Here is a 20,323-nt window from a genome sequence, read left to right on the forward strand (position 1 = left end):
GCCGCGCCATGCCCTCCACCAGACCCGTGCCGGGCGACCGGCTCGACCGCGCCAAGCTGCTGGCAGCGCGCTACAAGGCGGCGGAGGCACGCCCGTATCTCGCCTCCGCCTTGTACGCCCTGACCGTCGTCCCTTCGGAGCAGGTGCGGACGATGGCGGTGGACCGGTTCTGGCGCTGTTACGTGGCGCCCTCGTTCGTCGACGCGAACGGTGTCGAGGAGCTGGCCGGGGTGTGGATCCACGAGGCGGCCCATCTGCTGCGCGACCATCACGGACGCGCCGACCGGCTGCCCGCCGCCGACCAGCGCGACCGGCTGCGTGTCAACATCGCCCAGGACTGCGAGATCAACGACGACCTGGTCGCCGACGGACTGCGGCTGCCTCCGGGACTCATGGAGCCGCGCCTGTTCGGGCTGCCCGCCGGCCGGCTCTTCGAGGAGTACCTGCGGGGTGTCCCGGAGTCGACCGACCACCCGCTCGACTGCGGGTCGGGGGCGCACGGCGTGCCCGCGCCCTGGGACCTGGGCGAGCACGGCGGCTCCGGCACGGCCGGTCTCGGCCCCGTGGAGGCCGAGGCGCTGCGCCGTCAGACCGCCCAGGCCATACGGGCCCACAAGCGCTCCCGGGGAACGGTTCCGGGCGGCTGGCGACGCTGGGCGGAACAGGTCCTCGAACCCACCGTCGACTGGCGCAAGGCGCTCACCGGCGCGGTCCGCGAGGCCGTGGCATGGGCGGGCGGCGCGGTCGACTACACGTACCGGCGTCCCTCGCGCCGTACCTCGACCCTCGGCGGCCGGGTCGTGCTGCCCAGCCTGCGCCGGCCGCTGCCCCGGGTGGCCGTCGTCGTCGACACCTCGGGCTCGATGGGCGACGACGACCTCGCGGCGGCGCTCGCCGAGATCTCGGGGGTGCTGCGCGAGGTGGGCGTGGGCGGCAATCGGGTCGCCGTCCTCGCGTGCGACGCGGACGTGCAGGCCGTCGCCCGGGTGACCAGCGTCGACCAGGTCGAACTCGCGGGCGGCGGCGGTACGGACATGACCGTCGGCATCCACGAGGCACTCGCCGCCGCCGACCCGCCGAACATCGTCGTCGTCCTCACCGACGGCTGCACACCCTGGCCCGCGGAACCCGTCTCGGCCCGTCTGATCGCCGCCCTGATCGGCGAGGACCCGCCCGCGCCCCCGCCGTGGGCGGAGACGGTGCGGATCCCCACGGCGGGCTGACGGCGCGCGTCGGAGAACAGGACGGGCCTTGAGCGGTCCATACGGTCCGGTCCATACGGTCCGGTCCGTGCAGTCCCCCTTTTTCCGTCCCGGGTGAAAACCGTTTGGCGGGCCCTCGTGCGCCCTGGTAGGTTCCCCGAGGCCGTGCGAGAGAACAAGGAGGTGGTACCCGTGAACGCAGTATCGACATGGGTGCTCCCCTCCGGTGTCACGGTCGGACGATAGGTCGTCCGGGAGCGCCGTTCCCACGCACTCCCGAAAAGGCACGACCATGTATTTCACTTCCGAACAGCGGCTCGACGACGGCGTCCTCGAACGTGAGTTCCTCCTGGGCGAGATCCCCGGCGTCCTGTGGACCCCCGGTTCCGGAGCGTCCGGCCCGCTGATCCTCATCGGTCACCCCGGGGGCCTGCACAAGCGGCTTCCCTGGCTGGTCAAGCGGGCCCGTCACTACGCGGCCCGGTACGGCTTCACCGTGGCGGCCATCGACGCCCCCGGGTGCGGTGGCCGGCCCCGTTCCACCGAGGACGACACGCGTCGCGCCGCCTTCCGGCAGGCCCTTGAGTCCGGCGAACTCGTCGACGAGGTCATCGAGGCCTTCATCCGCCCGCTGGTCGACAGGGCGGTCCCCGAATGGCAGGCCACCCTCGACGCGCTTCTCGCGCTGCCCGGGATCGACGGCCCGGTGGGGTACGACGGGATGGTCGCCATCGGCATCCGCCTGGCGGTGGTCGACCCGCGCGTCGAGGCCGCCGCGTTCTTCGGTCAGACCTTCGTCCCCGAGAGTCTCCGCGAGGAGGCCCGGCGGGTCGCCGTTCCCGTGCAGTTCCTCATGCAGTGGGACGACGAGGGAATGGACCGGCAGCCGGTCCTGGACCTGTTCGACGTCCTCGGCACCAAGGAGAAGACGCTGCACGCCAATCTGGGCGGGCACACCGGCACCCCGTGGTTCGAGGTGGACGACGCGGCCCGGTTCTTCTCCCGGCACCTGACGTGAGGCCGGAAGGAGAACCGGGCCGCTGAGGAGCCCGAGACGGGTCCCCGCCGTTCGGGGCGGGGACCCGGCGTTTCGGGGATGAGGACCCGCCGTTTCGAGCGCGGGGCCCGTCTCGTGGCCCGCCGGGCCGCCCGCCTCATCGCCCCTCCCGGTGCCGGTCAGCCGAGCGGCAGTTCCAGGACGGCTTCCTCTCCGGCCGGGGAGCCGACGGTGAGGGTGCCGTCCTGCGTGCCGGTGAACGCGTACAGCTGGTCGAGGCTGTTGACGACCAGGGCGAGACGGTGGCCGTCGGCCAGGTCGTACGCGGCCGTCTGGAGCGGCCATTGGACGGTCCGGTCCTCACCGGGGCGCAGTTCGGTGGCGGTGTAGGGCTCGTGGGTGACGATCCGGGCGCTGCCGTCCGGGGCGAGGTCGAAGAGGTAGGCGACCAGGGAAGCGGCGTCGCCTACCTCGGTCCGGACGGCGAGCCGCACCTTGGCGTTGCCCCGGATGCGTCGGCCGCCGGTCAGTGCCTCGGTGGACCAGAGCAGCAGCCGGGTCCGCTCGAAGTCGTCCGGACGGTAGGGCTTGGGGTTGCCGAACCACTCCTTCTGCCCGGTCTCCATGATCGCGTCCATGGCGGTGGCGGCGGTCTCGTGCCCGGCGGTGAAGCTGCGGCTCCAGCCCGCTGACGGCTTGTCGGACAGTGTCCCGTCACCGTCATCGCCACCGCTCAGGTACCAGGTCTCGGTGCCGGTGGTGGCCTCGGACCAGGATCCGAGCGGCTCGCGTCGGGCCGGGGCGGTGATCCGTCGGCCGCCGCCGATGACCGGGGCGGTCGTGTAGGTGAACATGACCTGACTCTGGACCGTCGGCCACCCCGGCACCTCGTTGGCCTCGCCGAGCAGATGGTGGTCCAACCAGGCGTACGCCTCGCGCATCGGCGTCAGCAGACCGGGGAAGGCCACCCCGGACACGAGACCGGTGATCCCGGCACCTTCCGGGGCTCCGTGGTCGCCGATCCACAGGTTCAGGTGCTTGGGGACGGTGAGCTGCTCGAAGACGTCGATGGCCTCGCGGACGGGGAACAGGCTCTCGTGCCAGGTGTTCGAGTAGAAGGTCGGGATGCCCCGCTCGTTGGTGCGGTCGACGTAGGTCTCCGGGGAACGCTCGTTGCCCCAGTCCACCACGGCTTTCAGGTTCTGGCCGTCGCGGAAGTTCTTGAGGATGCCGCGTGTCTTCTCGTCGAACTTGTCCTTCTCCTCGCCTCCGGTGAACTCGATGAGCTTCTTGACCGCTTCGACGTGCCGGGTGCCGTTGTCGTAGAGGCTGGTGGCGAGATTGCCCCAGGTGCTCAGCGCGGCCACCGCGGCGACCCGGTCCTCCTCGTCGTGCGCGGCGACCAGTTGGCTGATCCCCGACCCGTAGGACAGTCCGAGGAATCCGACCTTGCTCGGTGTGAACAGCTCCTGCGCGTGGTCGATCAGCTTCGATCCGTCCGCCCAGTCGTTCGGCCCTGCGACGTCGATGAGCCCCTCGGAGGTGTACGGCAGTCCCGGCTTGCCGATGCCTCGCGGGGTGTACGCCAGTACGTGGTAGCCGCGCGCCGCCAGGGAGAGGTATCCGGCGATGAACGGCAGCCAGCCGTACGGGTTCCATCCCGCCGGCACGATGACGACCGGGCGCGGCTCCGGGGTGTTCTGCTTGATCGCGAAGGCGGAGAGGCTGATCTCCTCCGTCACGGGAACGCGCGGGAGGCTGATCCCGGACCGCTCCCGGACGCGGGCCACCAGGTCCCGCAGCTCCTCGGGGAGCGTGCCCGCAGGTGCGTTGCCCTGGACGGCGGCGAGCAGGGCCCGTGCCACGGCGAGCACCGACGGGTTGATGTCGAGACCCGCCCCGCGCCAGATGCCGTGGGTCGCGATGTCCTCAAGCGTCGCGTCCGTGACCGCCGCGATCGGCTCTCCATCTGCCGTAGTCATGTCAACCGCCCTTTCCTGGCAGTGCGGGGCGCCCGGGAGGGCGCCGCCCACGCGGATCTTGGACGGGGGCGGGGGCGGCGAAACGCGGGGGCGGGAGAGCCACCCGAACGAGCGGGAGCGCCGGGTGCGGGTGCGAGCCCACGGCGCACGCCCCCCGGGGGAGGGGCGCGAGCGGGCCCGCGTACCGTTTCGCCATGGTCTTCTACGTTCACGCGATTGACAGGCCCGGTGTCATCGACCGGCTGATCGAACTCGGCGAGGAACACTGGTCCTATATGGACCGGTTCGACAGTCGGCTGATACTCCGTGGGCCCACGCTGTCGGACGACGGGGAGGACCACACGGGGAGCGTCCACGTCGTCGACCTCGCCGACCGCGCGGCGGCGGAACGGTTCGCGACGGAGGAGCCGTACTGGAGTGCCGGTCTCTACGGCGACCTCACGGTGGCCCCGGCGGAGGTCCTGCTGCGCCGCGAACCGGACGCCTCGGCCCCGCACACCCTGGTCACCACCCGCTGGCCCGCGCGTCCCCGTCACGCCGGACAGTGGTTCCCGGGTGCGGAGCCGGACGGTCGGCTCGGCTTCGTGGCCGTCCTGGTCGACGACGAACAGGACGGGACGACCGGTCTGGTCGCGGCGGTCCGCGCGCTCCCGGACGAGGCGCGGAACCTGATCCGGCCCCTGGCGGACCTCCTCTCCGGCGGACCCACGCCCCTGACCGCCCAGCGCTGGCAGCGCGGCGGGCGCCACTGACCTGGAAGAATCTCGTCTCCGCGTACAACCGTTCGGGCCGGTCGCGAGTCTCCTTTTCGATCGCACGTTCACACAGTGATCGCGTCTACAAGGAGATCGTCATCACCGCCATCCGCAAGACCCTCACCGCTACCGCAGTCGTCGGCGCCGTCCTGGCGGGTTCGGCCGCCTGTGGCACGGTGGAGCAGGTGTCCGCCGGAAAGAAGCTCGACCAGGCTTTCGAGAAGCTCGGCAAGGAGAAGTCCCTCTCCTTCGAGCTGGACCTGGACGCCGACGCCGCGACGCTCAAGGCACTCGACGCCGCGTCCGACCCGGAGCCCGGCGAGGAGATCCCCGACGAGGCGGCGAAGCTGATCAGCGGCGCGAAGATCAGCGTCACCGTCGAGTCCAGGAAGCCGATCGCCGAGTCCGAGGAGAAGGACTTCGTCGGCACCGCCGTGAAGTTCAGCACACCCTCGGGCGACCTCGTCGAGTTCCGTTCGGTCGACGACTTCACCTACATCCGGGCCGACGTCAAGTCCCTCTCCAAGATGATGGGCGCGCCCCTTCCGGGCATGGACGACCTGCCTCCGGAGGCGGCGGACCTCAAGAAGGTCGTCGAGGGCGCGTGGGTGAAGTTCCGCACCGCCGAGATGGCGAAGTTCGGCGAGGACATCGGCGCCGAGGCGTCGGCCACGCCGTCGCCGGAGCCGACCCTCGACGCCAAGACGCAGAAGAAGCTCCTGGATTCCCTGCGCGAGGTCGTCGCCCGCAAGGTGGAGTTCTCCACCTCCGGCGGCAAGGGCGACACCGAGCACGTCACCGCCACCGCCCCCGTCCGTACGCTCCTCGGGGAACTCCTCACCGAGATCCGCCCGCTCGCCAAGAACCTCCCCCCGTCCTTCGAGCTGCCTTCGGACAAGGATCTGAAGGAGATTCCCGACACCAGGACCACGGCCGACTTCACGCTGAAGAACGGCGCGCTGACCGAGGTCTACGTCGACCTCGCCAAGCTCGCCGAGAACGCCAAGGTCAAGAAGTTCGGCCTCAGCCTGAAGATGAGCGCGGGCGTCAAGCCCACCGCCCCGGCCGGAGCCACCGAGCTGAACCCGGAGGAACTCATGGGCGGCCTGCTCGGCTTCATGATGCCGGCCGACGAGTTCGGCGAGTCCGACCTCTCCGACGAGGAAGACGCCGAGGGCACCGCCTGATCGTCGACACCTGTCCGGGCGTCCACCCGTCGTCGGCCGTGCCGTCGCGGTGGGCGCCCGGACCCGTCGAGTCCGTTGGGATGTCAAACTACGGACGCGTGCCCGAGCAGGGTCGTCAGCACCTGCTCGGCATGGGTCCAGAGCAGTGCTCCGCCCGCGTCCGGCACCAGATGCCGGACCGCCCCCGGGATACGCGCGGTCAGGCCCGCGCCCTGGTCGGGAGAGTGTCCGAAGTCCCGCTCTCCGTACCAGAGGTCCACCGGTACGGAGACACGGGAGAGGTCGATGTCCCAGCGGCCCATGGCGAGAGCCGTGTCCCTGGCGTACCCCGCGGCGGCCCCCTGCGCGAAGGCCTCGTCGAGGGCGCGGCGGTAGGCGGCGGCGAAGTCGGGCCGCCGGTAGACGGAGAGGTCGCACGCGGGGCTGCCCGACATGACCATGTCCCACATCGCCTGCGCGGTGAACCCGGCGAAGAGCGTCTCGGCGGCGGACGGGTCGGAGACCGCGAGATCGACGAGGCCCCGCAGTTCATCCGGAAGCACGTCGGAGAACCGGGGATCGGCCACCTCGTCCGCGCCGGAGACCACCGCGAGCCCGGCGACGACTCCGGCGGCGGCGCACGCGAGGGCGAAGGGCGCGCCCTGCGAGTTGCCGACCATCAGGGGCCGCTCCAGACCGCGCCGGGCGGCGAACGCGCGCAGGTCCTCGGCGGCATCGTCGAAGGTACGGCCGGGCAGGGGCGAGGAGGCTCCCAGACCGGGGCGGTCGACGGAGATCAGCCGGACGCCGAGCCGGTCCAGGACTCCGGCGCCGAACCCGAGGTGTCTGCTGGTGGCCGCGCCGGGTGACAGCAGCACCGGCACCCCGTCCACCGGTCCCCACTCGGCCCAGCCGAGGCCTCTTCCTCCCGGAGGCTCTTCCCTGCCGATACGAACCGGGGCGATCACGTGCACATCCATGGATCTCATCATGATCGGCCCCCTCCGAACCCGTCGAACGCCTTTCCGTCACAGCACGCCCGCCGGCGGCGGGCCCATGGCTTCAGGCGCACATGTGCTTGGGGGCAAGCGCGCCGGGCCGGGAGTGGAATCCGACCACGTGTCCGGCGTCGTCGGTGAAGACCGCCTCCGTTTCGGACGTCAAGGTCATCATGCCGAGCTGCGTCGGGTTGCCCCATCCCCGGGGCGGGTTTCCCCTGCCGTCGGAGAGTGGGGTCTCCGCTTCGAAGTACGTCGAGCCGATACGGGCCTCGTCTATTCCGCAGTGGGTGAGGAGTTCGAAGGGAATCGCCCGACCGGCCTGGGGCGTCCCCCCGCCGTCCGTTCCTCCGGCGGCGTGGGCGCAGCCCGTCAGTACCGCGGCGGTCAGCATGAGGGCGAGGGTGGTCTGTCCGGCTTTCCGAGTCATGGCCTTCCGACGCCCGGCCCACACCGCCGGTTCCCCTCTCCCCCGGTCTCCTGGTCCCCGGCGAGGCGCCCGGTTCCCCCTCGACGGGCGCGTCGGTTCAGCACAAGGGCCAGTCCCCCGCCTGGGCCAGGGGCGCCCAGGTGTAGCGGAGGCGTACGCCCTGCTCGCGGAGCCAGGAGGTCTCGCGGTGGCGCAGGTCGGGTGCGGATTCGGGGGCGATGGCGGTGGGCCAGCGGACGAGGACGTCGGCGACGGCGCCGGTCCGCGCGAGTTCCCTGACCCGCTGCCACCCGTGACGGCGGGCCGGGTCCGGCTCGCCGTACTCGTCGGTGACGACCTCGGCGATCGTCAGCCCGTGTTCCCGGGCGAAGGCCCTGCCCTCGTCGTGCGCGCGCCGGGCGGCCAGTCCGGGCACCAGTGTGCCCCGGTCGGCGCAGACGTACAGCACGGCCGGGACGTCCTGGTCCTGGGGGATCTGTGCACCGGTCATCGTGGCCCTCGTCGCGGAGAGAAGACGGCGCCCCGCCGCGTTCCGCGGGGAGCGGAACACGGCGGGGCCGTACACACCAGGTAACCGCCTCCCGGCGGCTCCCGTGCATGACGAAGTCGTTCGGGCGCGCTTCCCCACGACTGACGAATTGACCTGTTCTTTGCCTGCGGCGGACTGGCCTCACGCCCTACGGTGCCTGTCGTGGCGGAGAACAAGAACGAATCCCTGGCCGCCTGGATGGCCGCGCACCAGATGTCGGTTCCCGAACTGGCGGGCGCGGTCAACGAGGCCATCGGCGCTTTCACGGGGCGGATGGGCGCGACATCGGAACGCACGGTCTTCCGGTGGTTGTCCGGGGAGAACCAGTGGCCGCAGGAGCGGCAGCGCCGGGGCCTGGAGAGCGTCACCGGACTGACCGTGACCACCCTGGGGTTCACCCCTCGGGGGAAGACCTCGCTCATTCCGGAACAGCAGGAGGACTCCGGGGTGCTCCGGCGCAGGATCCTGGGTGCGGCCGTCGCCCTCCCCCTGTCGTCCTCGTCGTCCTCGGCCCGGCCTTCCCGGGTGGGGACCTGCGACGTGATCCGGCTGCGCGACGACGTCGAGCGCCTGGTCGCCCTCGACGCCGAGCACGGCGGGCACGGTCTGGAGCAGGCCGCCCTCGCCGGCGCCGCCGAGGCGCTCCGGCTACAGAAGGGCTCCGCCACCCTGCGCGTACGGCAGAGGCTGTACGCGCTCGCCGCCGACTACACCTCGACGGCGGCGTGGGCGCTGATCGATTCCGGGCGGCTCGACGGGGCCGACCACCGGCTGGACCGGGCCCTGGCCCTGGCGGGTCTGGCCCAGGACGCCGAGATAGTGCTGAAGGTGTGGAACCTGCGGGCGATGCTCGCCCGGCAGCGGCGCGACTACCCGGAGGCGATCGCGGCGGGGCGGGCCGCGCAGGCGGCGACGGCCGCCCGCCGTTCGCCGCTGCACGCCTCGCTCGCCCACGCGCGGACCGCCATCGGCCTCGCGCACGACGGGCAGTTCCGGGCCGCCGTACGGCATCTCGGGCGGGCCGAGGACGCTCTGGCGAAGGCCGATCCGGCCCGGCCCCGGTCCTCGTGGATCGCCTTCTACGGGCCCGCCGAGCTGCACTCCCTGACCGCGATCGTGCGGGACGTCGTGGGGCACCCCGCCCTCGCGGAGGCCGCCGCGCACCGGGCGCTGGCCGCGTTGCCCGCCGCCTACCGGCGCAACCGGGCGCACACCACACTGCGGCTCGCCCTCGCCCAGTTGCACCAGGGGGACGCCGAGCAGGCCTGCGTCACCAGCGGAAAGGTCTTCACCATCATGGGAAGCACGCCCTTGCCCGGACGGATCCGGCTGCTTCTGGGCGACTTCCAGCGCGATCTGATCGCCCACGCCCCCGCCGCCCTCGCCGACGCGTGGACGGACCGTCACAGGAACGAATGGAGCAGATCATGACCGCCGTCACCCTCCGCCGCTTCGCCCACGGGGACCTGCCGTCCATCCGGCAGACCCTGCTGGACGTCCACGCGGACGCCTACGCCGAGGAGATGGGCGACGAGTTCGTCCAGCGCTTCCCCTGGTTCGTCGACCACTGGGGCGGCCATCCCCGCTTCTCCTGCGTCGTCGGCTACGACGGGGACGAGCCGGTCGGCTTCGCGTACGGCGCTCCCGCCACGGCGGGCCGGGAGTGGTGGCGCGAGCACCTCGCCGAGCCCCCGGCCGACGACTCGACGTTCAGCGTCTCCGAACTGATGGTCCGCCACCGGTGGCGCAAGACCGGGACGGCCGAGCGGCTGCACGCCGCCCTTCTCGCCGACCGGCCCGAGGCTCTGGCCGTCCTCCTGGTCGACCCGGACCATCCCAAGGTCCAGTCCCTGTACGAGACGTGGGGCTACCGGAGGGTCGGCAGCCGTCGGCCGTTCGCCGACTCCCCCACCTTCGCCGTGATGCTCCGCGACATACGCGCCGCCGCCTCCGCCTGACACCTGAGGGCCGTACGGCGCTTCACCGCACGACATCGGCCGCCTCGGCGGCCCGAGGGTTCCCTCCGGGCCGCCGGGGCGCGTGTCGTGCGCGGGTTCTTCTCCGGTGGGGCGGGGTCAGTCGAGGGCGGGGCCCGGGGTGGAGTTCAGCCAGTACCAGTCGGACCAACGGGAGAACCCTGTCTGCCACTTGTGGTAGACGCCCGCGCGGCTGGCGCCGAAGACCTCCATGCGGCCGTCGGCGTTGGCCGTGGCGGTGATCTCGGTGCCGCCGGTTCCGAAGGGTTCCCACGAGCCGTAGGGGGCGTTGACGCCGGTCTGCCAGAGGTGCTGGGCGGCGGCGCCGTTGACGGCGAAGACCTCGACGCGCCCGTCCGCCGTGGGGTGGCTGGTCACCTGGGAGTCGGCGGGGCCGCCGGTCGCCTCCCAGCCTGACCAACTGGTGGGGTTCGTCTGATACTTGTGGAAGACACCGGCCGGGCCGGAGGCGAAGACTTCGAGACGCCCGTCCAGGTTGTGATCGACGGTCAGGTCACGGCCTCCGCCGCCGAAGTCCTCCCATGCCGACCAGCCGCCACCGGGAGACGTCTGGTACTGGTGCTGGAAGGTGCTTCCGTTCATGGCGAAGACTTCGAGACGCCCGTCCGGGGCCTTCTCCATCTCGACCACACCGCCGACCGGGCCTCCTCCGGTCGGTTCCCAGCCGGACCATCCGCCGTTGGGCGCGGTCTGATAGCGGTGGAAGACTCCGACCGGGCCGGAGGCGAACACTTCCAGGCGCCCGTCGCCGTTGGCGCCGACCGCGATGTCACGGCCCCCGCCACCGAAGTCCTCCCATCCCGACCAGGCTCCGGAGGGAGCCAGCTGATAGCGGTGTCGGAAGACGTCGCCGTCGAGGGCGAAGACTTCGAGCCGCCCGTCCGCGTTCGGGCCGACGGCCAGCTGCGCGCCGCCCGGCCCCCCGAGCGGCTCCCACTCCGACCAGGCCCCGTTCACCTCCGTCTGCCAGGCGTGATGCACCCCGTCGGCGCCCGCGGCGAAGACTTCCAGACGCCCGTCGGCCGATCTCGCCGACACCACCCGGCCGGACTCGGAAGGGTGGATGAGCGGAGCAGGAAGCGGGTCGCTGCCGGGGACGCACGGCATGCTGACGCCCCGCGCCGCGAGGTACGGGATCGGGTCGGTGCGGACGCTCGCTCCCGCGTCGCCCCAGACCCTCAGATGCAGGTGCGGCCCGGAGGACTGGCCCTCGCTGCCCATCAGGGCGATCCGCTGACCGGCCGTCACATGGTCGCCGACGGCCACGTCACGCCGGTACATGTGCCCGTACTCGGTGAGGGTGTCGTCCCGGTGGAGGATCCGGATCCACTGCCCGTAGCCGGGCTCGGTGCCCGAGACGGTGACCTCGCCGTCGCCGACGGCGAAGATGGGGGTGCCGTAGTCGTTGGCGATGTCGATGCCGTTGTGCTGCTGGCTGTGCCCCTGGGAGACAGGGCCACCGGCCGGGCACGAGGCGGCGAATCCGGCCGCCTCGGCGACGGGCCGTGCGTCGGCGGGTGCCACCGTCACGAGGGACGGGGCGAGGACGGCGGCCAGCGCGAGGAGGGCGTACAGGGCGCGCCGGGGAAAGGTGGGCGACACGGGCGACTCCCCTGTCAGGCCTTGCGGAGGCATTCGACGACGCCCCTGAGGTCCCGTTCCAGCAGGTCCCGGCGGACGAAGTGGCCGCCGGGCACCTCGTACGACTCGTGCCCGATGCCCACGCGGTCGAGGTTCGCCTTGAACTCGCGCTGGGTGTCGAGGACCACCGTCTCGTTGGCGTACCCCTGGATGTCCTCGGGGCTGGTGCCCGCGACCAGGAAGATCCGCTTGCCCCGGTAGCTTTCGAGGCGTTCGATCGGGTTGTCGGCGCTGACCCGTGCCTCGTTCCAGATCGGCATCCCGTAGATGCTGCCGCCGCCCAGTTCCACGGCGGCCGAGGACAGATTGGCCCAGTGGGTGACCGCGCCGCCGAAGCCGCGCAGGCTGGCCGGGCCCGAGTGGGCGCTGACGGAGGCGAAGTGCCCGTAGTACTTGGCGGTGTACTTCAGCGCGCCGAAGCCGCCCATGGAGAAGCCGGAGACGGCCCGGCCGTCGTACTCGGCGTACGTACGGAAGTTGGCGTCGATCCACGGAACCAGTTGCGCCAGGTGGAACTGCTCCCAGTCGCGAGGTCCGACGCCCGAGCCGACGGGGTTGGAGTACCAGCCGGCGCGTCCGCCGTCGGGCATCACCACGATGAGGCGCTTCCCGGCGGTCAGGCCCCGGATGTCGTGGTGGGCGTCGAAGGTGATGAAGTCCTCCAGGCCGCCGTGGAGCAGATAGAGGACGGGGTACCGGCGGCCGCTCGTGTGATAGTCGTCCGGCAGCAGGACGTTGACCGCCGGGTTCCAGCCGATGGCGGCGGTCTGGAAGCGGTAGTACCACATACGGGGGTCGCCCTCGTTGTGCTCGGCGATGTGCAGTCCGAAGCCGTCGCCCGCGGCCGAGGCCGTGGGAGCGGCGGCGAGGACCCCTCCGGCGCCGAGGGTCAGGGCGGCGGTGAGCCCGCCCGCGGACTTGAGGACGTTCCTGCGGGAGGGGTGCTGGGTGGTCAACGTGACCTCCTGATGAGGCAGACGGGGAGCCGAACCGGTCCTCGCGTGAGTGCGTGCCGGAAGGCGCGGACGCGGGGCGGCGCGGCACGGCCGGGGGCGGCGGGTGCCCGATGGGCCGCCGCTCGTCTTCGACGGGTGGGACGTCTGGCTTCCGCGAGTCTGGCACCTGTCAGGGGCATGACGGCGTTCGGATGCCAGAGAGCCACCGATACGAGTGAAGGACGTCATTGACGTTGACGGCTACTTCACGCCACGCCGTTCCGGCACCGGAGAGAGGGGGCCCGCATGCCCCACGCCGAGCCGGGCACTCGCCGGGCGCCACGGCCCCATTCTGGGCGCGCCTCGGGGCCTGCTCGGGCCTGTGCCCGGCGGCCAGGCGGAGTTCCTGCGGGTCCCGTTCGGCGACAGCCTGCCGATCACGGTCCCGGAGGGGCCGCCGGACGACCGGTTCGTCTATCCCTCCGACGTGCTGCCCACGGTGTGGCGGGCCGTCTCGTAGCGGAGATCCCGGAGGGCGGCTCGGTGGCCGTCCTGGGGCTCGGTCCGATCGGCGACATGGCCGCCCGTATCGCCCTGCTGCGCGGAGCCCGCGAGGTCATCGGCGTCGATCCCGTGCCCGAGAGGCGTGCCCGGTCGGCGGCCCGCGGGGTGCACGCGCTGGATCTGTCCGAGGACGGCGCGCTGGTCGACCAGGTGCGGGACCTCACCGACGGGCGGGGGGCGGACGCGGTCATCGACGCGGTCGGCAGGGAGGCTCACGGCGCCCCGGTCGCCAAGGGGATGCACACCGTGGTCGCCGCGCTGCCGGACGCTCTCGCCCAACGGCTGATGCGGAGCTTCGGCGTGGACCGGCTCTCGGCCCTCCACCCCGCGATCGAACTCGTCCGCAGGGGCGGCACCGTGTCCCTCAGCGGTGTGTACGGAGGCGCGGCGGACCCCATGCCGCTCCTCACGATGTTCGACAAGCGGCTACGGCTCCGCACGGGTCAGGCGAACGTCCTGCGCTGGGTCGACGACCTGCGGCCCCTGCTCACCGACGCCGACCGCTGGGCGGGGACGACTTCGCCACTCACCGTCTGCCGTTGGCCGCCGCACCGGAGGCGTACGAGATGTTCCAGGCGAAGCGCGACGGCGCCGTGAAGATCCTTTTCCGGCCGTAGGCGGACATGCCGGCCCTGGGCCCCGGGCTTCACTCCGTGGGCCTGGGGCTCAAGGGGGCGCGCCCGGGAGCCTCGGTGTCACGGCAGGGCGACGACGCGGACGGTGGCCAGAGTCGTGTCGGCGGCGTCGGGGACGTACATGCCTGCGGCGCCCCAGGTGCGCAGACAGGCGAGGACCGGTGCGGTGAGGCGTTCGCCGGGGAGGGCTGTGGGGATGCCGGGCGGGCAGGGGGTGAGCGTCTCGGCGGTCACCCGGCCCGCCGCCCGGTTCCAGGGGACGTCCTCGACGGGGCCGAAGTACGCGTCGCGGGGTGACATCGCCTGTTCGAGGCGCGGCTCCGCCGGGTCCGGCACCTCGACGGGGACGGACGGGAGGGGGAAGTCCCCGGCGCGGTCGGCCAACTCGATGAGGGCCGTGATCAGTGCGCGGGTGATGCCGGTGGTGCCAGTGGTGCCGGTGATGCCGGTGATGCCGGTGGTGTCGGTGGTGCCGGCATGGGTGAGCTGGGCGGCGATCCGCCGGTGGTCGGCGATGTGGGCGTTGAGCCGGTGGTGCTCCCGGATCCAGTCGGCGGCCTGGTAGCCGCTGATGCCGAGGGCGGTCCGGGTGGAACGGCGGCTGGGCGCCCCGGCCTCGTCGACGCTCAGCGGCACCCCGTGCTCGTGGCAGGCCTCCGCGATGCGCGTCAGATCCGTGCGGGTGCCGTACGGCGTGGGCAAGGTGACCAGGGCGTCTCTGGCCTCGGGGGGGGCGCGCCGGAGCGCGGCGGCCACGTCGGCGGCGCTCGGCGGGTGCGCGAGGTGCCTCCGGGGTCCCACGCGGGCTCCACCCACACGGGGCCGATCCCCGCGAGCACCAGCCCGGCGACCACCGGCTTGCGGGCGTCCCGGCCCACGACCAGCTGTTCGTCGGGCCTGGTCACGGCGCGCATCGCGCCTCGCGGACTTCACCGACAGGGAACTCCCGGCCCCGGCGGCCACGGCGGGCTCCGGTGTTTGCCCCGGCTCCCAGCGGGAACCCGCACGGCTGACCCTCTACTACCGACCGGACAAGGGAGGAGAGGTCATGATCATCCTTGGTGTGATCCTGCTGATCGTAGGCCTGCTCACCGGCCTGAACATCCTGTGGACGATCGGCATCGTCCTCGTGGTGATCGGACTCGTGCTCTGGGTCTTCGGCGCCGTGGGCCACGCCGTCGGCGGTCGCCGCCACTACTGGTAGCGCCGCGCCGTGCGCAGCCCGCACACCCGTCATGCGGCGGCGTCGGCGGTCCGATCCGCGGAGCCCCGGGCCGGGCGGTTCCCTTCGGTGGTGACCGTCCCCGGGGTCTACGCGCCCCAGGACGACACCCGACTGCTCGCCGCCGCGCTCGCCCGCGAGGACATCCGGCCCGGCGCCGAGGCGCTGGACCTGTGCACCGGCAGCGGAGTCCTGGCCGTCACGGCGGCCCGCCGAGGGGCGCGGGTGACGGCGGTCGACGTCTCCCGCCGGGCGGTGTGGAACGCCCGGCTCAACGCGCTGCTCGCCCGTCGGCGCATCCGGGTGCGCCGGGGCGATCTGACGGAGTCGCTGCCGCCCGAGGAACGCTTCGACCTCGTCGTCAGCAACCCGCCGTACGTCCCCGCGCCTCCGGGTGTGACGCCCGTGCCCGGTCCCGGGCGCGCCTGGGACGCCGGGGCGACCGGGCGGGAGCTGCTCGACCGGATCTGCGAGGACGTCCCGGACCTCCTCAAGCCGGGCGGGCTGCTCCTGCTCGTGCACTCGGCCCTCTGCGGACCGGACGAGACCTTGTCCCGGCTCGCCGGGGCCGGTCTTCTCGCGCGGGTCGACGCACGGGCCCGGATCCCCTTCGGCCCGGTGCTGCGCAGCCGCCTCGACCGGCTCCGCGCGTGCGGACTGCTCGACCCGTGGGACGAGAGCGAGGAACTGGTGATCATCCGTGCCTGGTGTCCCTGACCGCGCCCCGTGCCGCATCCGGGCGGTCCCCGGCGGTCCGCTGCTGATCGACGGACCGGTGGAGGTCGTCCTCGACGGGGGCGCCACGGTCGTCTCCCGCCGTCCCGTGGTGGCGGTGTGCATCTGTGGCCGCAGCCGGATCCGTCCCTGGTGCGACACCAGCCACCGCCGGCGCCCCCGGGGCGCGGCCGGGAGCGGGGATCCGTCGTGACCGGCCCCGACCTTCCGAGGGCCCGGGGGCCGGTGTCGGCGACGGTCCTCCGGCGGCTCGCCGGGGAGAGCCGGGAACTGCCCTCCGGGACCGAACTGGGCCGCTGCGCCCCTTACGGCGGTGATCTCCAACTGGCTCTCTACGTCCTGTACGAGCTGCACTACCGGGGCTTCCACGGCGTGGACGAGGGTCTGGAGTGGGACCCGGACCTGCTGCGCGTACGGGCCCGGCTCGAAGAGCGGTTCTCGGCCGCCCTGCGCGGCGACGCCCGGCCGGGCGGGAGCGCGGAGGAGGCGCTGGCCGAGCTGATGGACGAGCCTGCCGGGGGGCGGGGCGGCGTGAGCCACTTCCTGCTGCGGCACGGCGAGCGGTGGCAGCTGCGGGAGTACGCCGCCTTGCGCTCCCTCTACCACCTCAAGGAGGCCGACCCGCATCTCTGGGTGGTCCCCCGGCTCACCGGGCGAGCGAAGGCGGGCATGGTCGCGGTCGAGTACGACGAGTTCGGCGCCGGGCGCGCCGAGAACGTCCACGCCCGGCTCTACGCGGATCTGCTCGCCGATCTCCGGCTGTCCACCCGCTACGGGGCGTACCTGGACGCGGCGCCTTCGGCGATGCTGGCGGTGACGACCTTGATGTCCTTCTTCGGTCTGCACCGGGCCCTGCGGGGAGCGCTCGTGGGGCATTTCGCCGCCGTCGAGGTCACCTCCTCCCCCGCCTCGGCCCGGCTGGCCGACGCGCTGCGCCGCTGCGACGCCGGGCGGGCGGCCCAGCGCTTCTACGACGAGCACGTCGAGGCCGACGCCGTCCACGAGCAGTTGGTCCGCCGCGAGGTGATCGCCGGGCTCCTGGCGGAGGAACCGGAGCTGGATGACGAGGTCGTCTTCGGGATACGGGCCACCGAACTGGTGGAGAAGAGGCTCGCCACCCGGCTGCTCGCCGCCTGGGGCGAGGGCCGGAGCGCCCTGCTTTCCGCGGTGGGGGGCCCGGCCCGGTGAGGCCGGGTCCGCCGCTCGACCGTGCGTCCCGCGGAGCGGCGGATGCTCAGGCCCGACCGCGGGTCATCCGGTGCAGGAGCACGGGGAGGCCGCGGTGACGCGTACGTCGTCGATGACGGGGCCGTGGGCGGTGGGGCCGGTGCTCGCGAAGCCGAGGGTCGTCGTCGGCGCGTTGGCCACGAAGGTCACTTGGCGCTGTACGTAGCCCATGGCGGCGGCGGTCCTTCCGGTGGAGTCGAAGGAGAAGTCCTGGAAGTCCTGTCCGTCGATCAGGACCTTTCCGGTCTTCACGGCGGGGCCGCCCGCCGTGTTGGAGGCCAGCGCGTACGTCACCGTGTACGTGCGTCCCGCGACCGTGGTGAAGGTCTGTGCCACCGCGCCCGCCTGGGTGCCGTTGAGGTCGACGGACTGGTCCCCCTCGGCCGCCTGCCAGAATCCGGCGCCGATCAGGTCCACGGAGCCGGAGACGACCCGCCAGGGTCCGATCGACTGACCCGCGACGAGCGTGGTGAACGCGTGCGCCGGAGCGGTGGGGTATTCGAAACTGCCGTCGTCGAACCGGCTCACGGCCGCCGCCGGGGTGGCCGTGACCATGCCCGAGCCGACCGCGAGAAGCCCCGCCGTGATCGCGGCGACGCATGAGGAACCGGTGACCGCCATGTCTTCCTCCTGGTGAGGGTGAGTTCCCGAGGACGGGATCAGCGTTCCGGCATCCCCACCGACAGGGGAAGACCGAGGCCCCGGCGTGCGGAAGTGCGGGACGGGGCGCGTGCCGACGAATGCGCCGGACGCGCTCCTGCGAGCCCTCAGCGTCCGGGGAGCCCGCAGGGACCCCAGAGCACGGAGAGGCCGGGGAGCCCGAAGTGCCCGTGGAGGCCGTGGAAGCCATGGCGGCCGTGGAGTCCGGGTGATCGTGGAACCCTCGGTGTCCGTTGGGTTCGGCCGGATCCCGGTGTCGGCGTTTCGGCCATGCGTGTGGATCATCACGACCCCGTGTCGACGGGGGTCGATGCATGACACACGAACGCGTATTCGCTGATTCCCGGGAGGCGCACCACGTCCAAAACACATGTGTTCGAGGAGCGGGGTGGCGTCGTTGGGCTTCCCGACAGTTCGACTCTCCTGCCTGGAGGCAGCGATGTACCCCCTTCCCACCACCGTGGCTCCCCTCCTCCGTACCGCCGGCGCCGTGACCGGGCGGTCCCCCGAGTCCCTCCGTACGGCACGGCCGGATACGAGGTGGGGAGCATGACGGGTGGCGACAACGATCCGCTGACGGCCGCCAAGGGGACTCCGTCCGCGTCCGAGCGGCTCCTGTTCGGGGGCGAACTCACCTACGAGCAGGGGTGGGGCGCGCACGACGGCGCCTGGCTGAAGCTGGGGCTGCGCGCGATGGCGGGCTCGCTGCCGAAGCAGGTGGCGGTGGCCGTCCGGCTGGCGCGGGAGGCCGACCCCCGGGCGTTCGCGACGGTCGCCGTGAGCGAGGTCGTCCGCGGTGTCACCCAGGCGGTCTCCCTGGTCGCGGTGAACGCCCTGCTCGTGCATGTGCTGGCCCCCGGGGACATCGCGGGGCGGCTCCGTGCGGCGCTGCCGTCACTCGTGCTCGTCGCCCTCCTCTCGGTCGTCGGCTCGGTCTGCCAGTCGGCCTCGGCCGCCGCCACGGGAATCCTGGAACCGAAGGCGCAGCGGGTGGCGACCGAGCGGTATCTGGGTCTGGTGGCGGGGGTGGAGCTGGAGGCGATCGAGGACGACACCTTCCACAAGTTGATGGACTCCGCCCAGTGGGGCGCCGACTCGGCCCGGCGGATGGTCGGCTACTGCACCGCCGTGGTGACCTCGGCGATCTCGCTGCTCGCCGCCGCGGGGGTGCTCACCGTCCTCCACCCGGTCCTCCTGCCGCTCCTGGTCCTGATGGCGCTGCCGAGCGCCTGGAGCGCGTTGACCATGGCCCGGCACCGGTACATCAGCTGGCACCGCTTCGTGCAGCACGTGCGGGCCGCGAAGCTGATCGGGCAGCTGCTGATCAACCAGCAGGCGGCCGCCGAGATCCGGGTCCACGGGGCGGCCCCTTTCCTGCTGCGGCACTTCCGGCGGATGGCCGAGACGAGCGAGCGGGAGCAGACCCGGCTCGCGTGGACCGGCGCCCGCACCCGTATGGTCGCGGGCGCGACGCGCGGGATCGCGGTCGTCGCCACCTACGGGGTGCTCGGGCTGCTGCTGTGGCACGGGCGGATGGGCCTGGCCGTCGCGGGCACGGCCGTGCTGGCGATCCGTACGGGCGCGGCGAGCATCACGGATCTCGTCCTGCGCGTCACCGACGTACAGGAGGAGGCCCTGTTCGTCGCCGACTTGCAGGAGCTGTGCGAGGAGGCCGCCCGGCGGGCCATCCCCGTCGGCGGGCTCGACGTGCCGGAGGACGGCGACGTCCGGTTCGAGGGGGTGACGTTCACCTATCCCGGCGCCGACAAGCCGTCCCTGCACGAGGTCGACCTGGTCATTCCGAGGGGCCGGACGGTCGCCCTGGTCGGGCGGAACGGCTCGGGCAAGTCGACCCTCGTCCGGCTCCTGAGCGGGGCCCGGCTCCCCGACTCCGGGCGGGTGCTGTGGGGCGGGGTGAGCACCGCGGAGGCCGACCGGGCGCAGATCTTCGACCGGGTCGCGATGGTCGCGCAGGACTTCTTCCGCTGGCCCTTCACCGCACGGGTCAACATCGGCATCGGCCGCAGCTCCGCCCCCATGGACGACCGGACCATCGGGGCGGCGGCGGCCTACGCGGGGGCCGACGAGGTGGTCGAGGGCCTCCCGCGCGGCCTGGACAGTCTGCTTTCCCGGGGCTACCGGGGCGGGCAGGAGATCTCGGGCGGGCAGTGGCAGAAGATCGGGCTCGCCCGCGCCCGGCACCGGGAGGGCGCCGTCCTGATCGTGGACGAGCCGACCAGCGCGCTCGACCCCGCCGCCGAGCAGCGGGTCTTCGACCAGATCCACCGGCTCGCGGGCTCGGGCCAGACCACGGTCCTGATCACCCACCGGCTGCACAGCGTCCGGCACGCCGACCTCGTCTACGTGCTCGACGAGGGCCGGGTCGTCGAGCACGGCACCTTCGCGGAACTCATGGCCCCGACGGCCGGGACGGGGCTGTTCCGGGAGATGTACGCGCTTCAGGCCCGTCAGTTCGCCGACGCTCCGTTGCCCGCGCAGCCCGGCGCGGCGGACGGGGCGGCGGGAGCGGCGCCGAGTGGTGTCGGGGAGGGGGCGGCCTTCTCCTGACGTCCCGCCCCGACGGGCGGCGGGTCCGCCGGTGGCGCTCGGGCCCGTGGAGCTGCCTCCCGCCGGGGCGGGAGGCAGCG

Annotated in this window: 19 protein-coding genes and 1 pseudogene; 12 read left to right on the top strand and 8 right to left on the bottom strand. The window is 72.6% G+C overall.

Features of this window, described 5'->3' with window-relative positions:
- The first annotated feature begins 8 nt into the window (after window positions 1-8).
- Complete coding sequence (locus BU197_RS22875; protein ID WP_188270185.1) at window positions 9-1,223, top strand: DUF2201 family putative metallopeptidase; 1,215 nt, start codon at window positions 9-11, stop codon at window positions 1,221-1,223.
- A 271-nt stretch (window positions 1,224-1,494) separates the two neighbouring features.
- On the top strand, window positions 1,495-2,220 hold the full coding sequence (locus tag BU197_RS22880; protein ID WP_188270186.1) for a dienelactone hydrolase family protein: 726 nt from the start codon (window positions 1,495-1,497) through the stop codon (window positions 2,218-2,220).
- A 158-nt stretch (window positions 2,221-2,378) separates the two neighbouring features.
- Here the strand turns inward: BU197_RS22880 and BU197_RS22885 are convergent, their stop codons facing one another.
- Window positions 2,379-4,181, bottom strand: a complete 1,803-nt coding sequence (locus tag BU197_RS22885) for a CocE/NonD family hydrolase C-terminal non-catalytic domain-containing protein (protein ID WP_188270187.1) — start codon at window positions 4,179-4,181, stop codon at window positions 2,379-2,381.
- 194 nt (window positions 4,182-4,375) lie between these two features.
- Here BU197_RS22885 and BU197_RS22890 point away from each other — a divergent pair, with 194 nt between their 5' ends.
- Entirely contained in the window at window positions 4,376-4,933 is a 558-nt protein-coding gene (locus tag BU197_RS22890) for a YciI family protein (RefSeq protein ID WP_188270188.1), read from the top strand.
- Window positions 4,934-5,121: 188 nt separating this feature from the next.
- The gene (locus BU197_RS22895; RefSeq protein WP_317452104.1) at window positions 5,122-6,123 is read left to right on the top strand and encodes a hypothetical protein; all 1,002 of its coding nucleotides are present in this window, start codon (window positions 5,122-5,124) and stop codon (window positions 6,121-6,123) included.
- Window positions 6,124-6,206: 83 nt separating this feature from the next.
- Here BU197_RS22895 and BU197_RS22900 read toward each other — a convergent pair whose 3' ends face one another.
- The 3 genes from BU197_RS22900 to BU197_RS22910 all read right to left on the bottom strand — a co-directional run bounded on the left by BU197_RS22900 (window position 6,207) and on the right by BU197_RS22910 (window position 8,020).
- Window positions 6,207-7,082 (bottom strand): alpha/beta fold hydrolase, encoded by an 876-nt coding sequence (locus tag BU197_RS22900; protein ID WP_223182914.1) that lies wholly within the window; start codon window positions 7,080-7,082, stop codon window positions 6,207-6,209.
- A gap of 82 nt (window positions 7,083-7,164) precedes the next feature.
- A complete protein-coding gene (locus BU197_RS22905) occupies window positions 7,165-7,530 on the bottom strand; it encodes a hypothetical protein (RefSeq protein WP_188270190.1) in 366 nt (121 codons plus the stop codon).
- 97 nt (window positions 7,531-7,627) lie between these two features.
- Window positions 7,628-8,020, bottom strand: a complete 393-nt coding sequence (locus BU197_RS22910) for a hypothetical protein (protein ID WP_223182915.1) — start codon at window positions 8,018-8,020, stop codon at window positions 7,628-7,630.
- A 201-nt stretch (window positions 8,021-8,221) separates the two neighbouring features.
- Here BU197_RS22910 and BU197_RS22915 point away from each other — a divergent pair, with 201 nt between their 5' ends.
- Both BU197_RS22915 and BU197_RS22920 read left to right on the top strand, forming a co-directional pair.
- Window positions 8,222-9,490 carry an XRE family transcriptional regulator gene (locus BU197_RS22915; RefSeq protein WP_317452105.1) on the top strand — a complete coding sequence of 423 codons (1,269 nt, stop codon included), beginning with the start codon at window positions 8,222-8,224 and terminating at the stop codon, window positions 9,488-9,490.
- Window positions 9,487-10,017 carry a GNAT family N-acetyltransferase gene (locus BU197_RS22920; RefSeq protein ID WP_188270191.1) on the top strand — a complete coding sequence of 177 codons (531 nt, stop codon included), beginning with the start codon at window positions 9,487-9,489 and terminating at the stop codon, window positions 10,015-10,017. The genes BU197_RS22915 and BU197_RS22920 overlap by 4 nt, the downstream gene beginning before the upstream one ends.
- A gap of 117 nt (window positions 10,018-10,134) precedes the next feature.
- On the opposite strand, the gene BU197_RS22925 is transcribed toward BU197_RS22920, so the two are convergent.
- Window positions 10,135-11,658: a peptidoglycan DD-metalloendopeptidase family protein gene (locus BU197_RS22925; RefSeq protein ID WP_317452106.1), complete on the bottom strand. Its 1,524-nt coding sequence runs from the start codon at window positions 11,656-11,658 to the stop codon at window positions 10,135-10,137.
- Between the two features lie 14 nt (window positions 11,659-11,672).
- Window positions 11,673-12,653 carry an alpha/beta hydrolase gene (locus tag BU197_RS22930; RefSeq protein ID WP_223182916.1) on the bottom strand — a complete coding sequence of 327 codons (981 nt, stop codon included), beginning with the start codon at window positions 12,651-12,653 and terminating at the stop codon, window positions 11,673-11,675.
- A 349-nt stretch (window positions 12,654-13,002) separates the two neighbouring features.
- Here BU197_RS22930 and BU197_RS22935 point away from each other — a divergent pair.
- Window positions 13,003-13,813 (top strand): annotated as a pseudogene (locus BU197_RS22935) (zinc-binding dehydrogenase); the annotation flags it as partial.
- 78 nt (window positions 13,814-13,891) lie between these two features.
- Here BU197_RS22935 and BU197_RS22940 read toward each other — a convergent pair.
- Window positions 13,892-14,632: a hypothetical protein gene (locus tag BU197_RS22940; RefSeq protein WP_411158522.1), complete on the bottom strand. Its 741-nt coding sequence runs from the start codon at window positions 14,630-14,632 to the stop codon at window positions 13,892-13,894.
- A gap of 247 nt (window positions 14,633-14,879) precedes the next feature.
- On the opposite strand from BU197_RS22940, the gene BU197_RS22945 reads away from it, so the two are divergent.
- From BU197_RS22945 to BU197_RS22960, 4 genes are all read left to right on the top strand, one after another.
- Window positions 14,880-15,035: a DUF6131 family protein gene (locus BU197_RS22945; protein ID WP_188270194.1), complete on the top strand. Its 156-nt coding sequence runs from the start codon at window positions 14,880-14,882 to the stop codon at window positions 15,033-15,035.
- Window positions 15,036-15,122: 87 nt separating this feature from the next.
- A complete protein-coding gene (locus BU197_RS22950) occupies window positions 15,123-15,770 on the top strand; it encodes a HemK2/MTQ2 family protein methyltransferase (protein WP_317452107.1) in 648 nt (215 codons plus the stop codon).
- Window positions 15,754-15,981, top strand: a complete 228-nt coding sequence (locus BU197_RS22955; RefSeq protein WP_188270196.1) for a CDGSH iron-sulfur domain-containing protein — start codon at window positions 15,754-15,756, stop codon at window positions 15,979-15,981. Before BU197_RS22950 ends, BU197_RS22955 begins: the two co-directional genes overlap by 17 nt.
- The gene (locus BU197_RS22960; protein ID WP_188270197.1) at window positions 15,978-16,976 is read left to right on the top strand and encodes an iron-containing redox enzyme family protein; all 999 of its coding nucleotides are present in this window, start codon (window positions 15,978-15,980) and stop codon (window positions 16,974-16,976) included. The genes BU197_RS22955 and BU197_RS22960 overlap by 4 nt, the downstream gene beginning before the upstream one ends.
- A gap of 63 nt (window positions 16,977-17,039) precedes the next feature.
- Here the strand turns inward: BU197_RS22960 and BU197_RS22965 are convergent, their stop codons facing one another.
- On the bottom strand, window positions 17,040-17,636 hold the full coding sequence (locus BU197_RS22965) for a choice-of-anchor C family protein (RefSeq protein ID WP_188270198.1): 597 nt from the start codon (window positions 17,634-17,636) through the stop codon (window positions 17,040-17,042).
- A gap of 588 nt (window positions 17,637-18,224) precedes the next feature.
- Here BU197_RS22965 and BU197_RS22970 point away from each other — a divergent pair.
- On the top strand, window positions 18,225-20,243 hold the full coding sequence (locus BU197_RS22970; RefSeq protein ID WP_188270199.1) for an ABC transporter ATP-binding protein: 2,019 nt from the start codon (window positions 18,225-18,227) through the stop codon (window positions 20,241-20,243).
- The last annotated feature ends 80 nt before the right edge of the window (window positions 20,244-20,323 follow it).

It is taken from the genome of Streptomyces sp. CBMA291, from assembly GCF_014596525.1.
Lineage (GTDB): Bacteria > Actinomycetota > Actinomycetes > Streptomycetales > Streptomycetaceae > Streptomyces.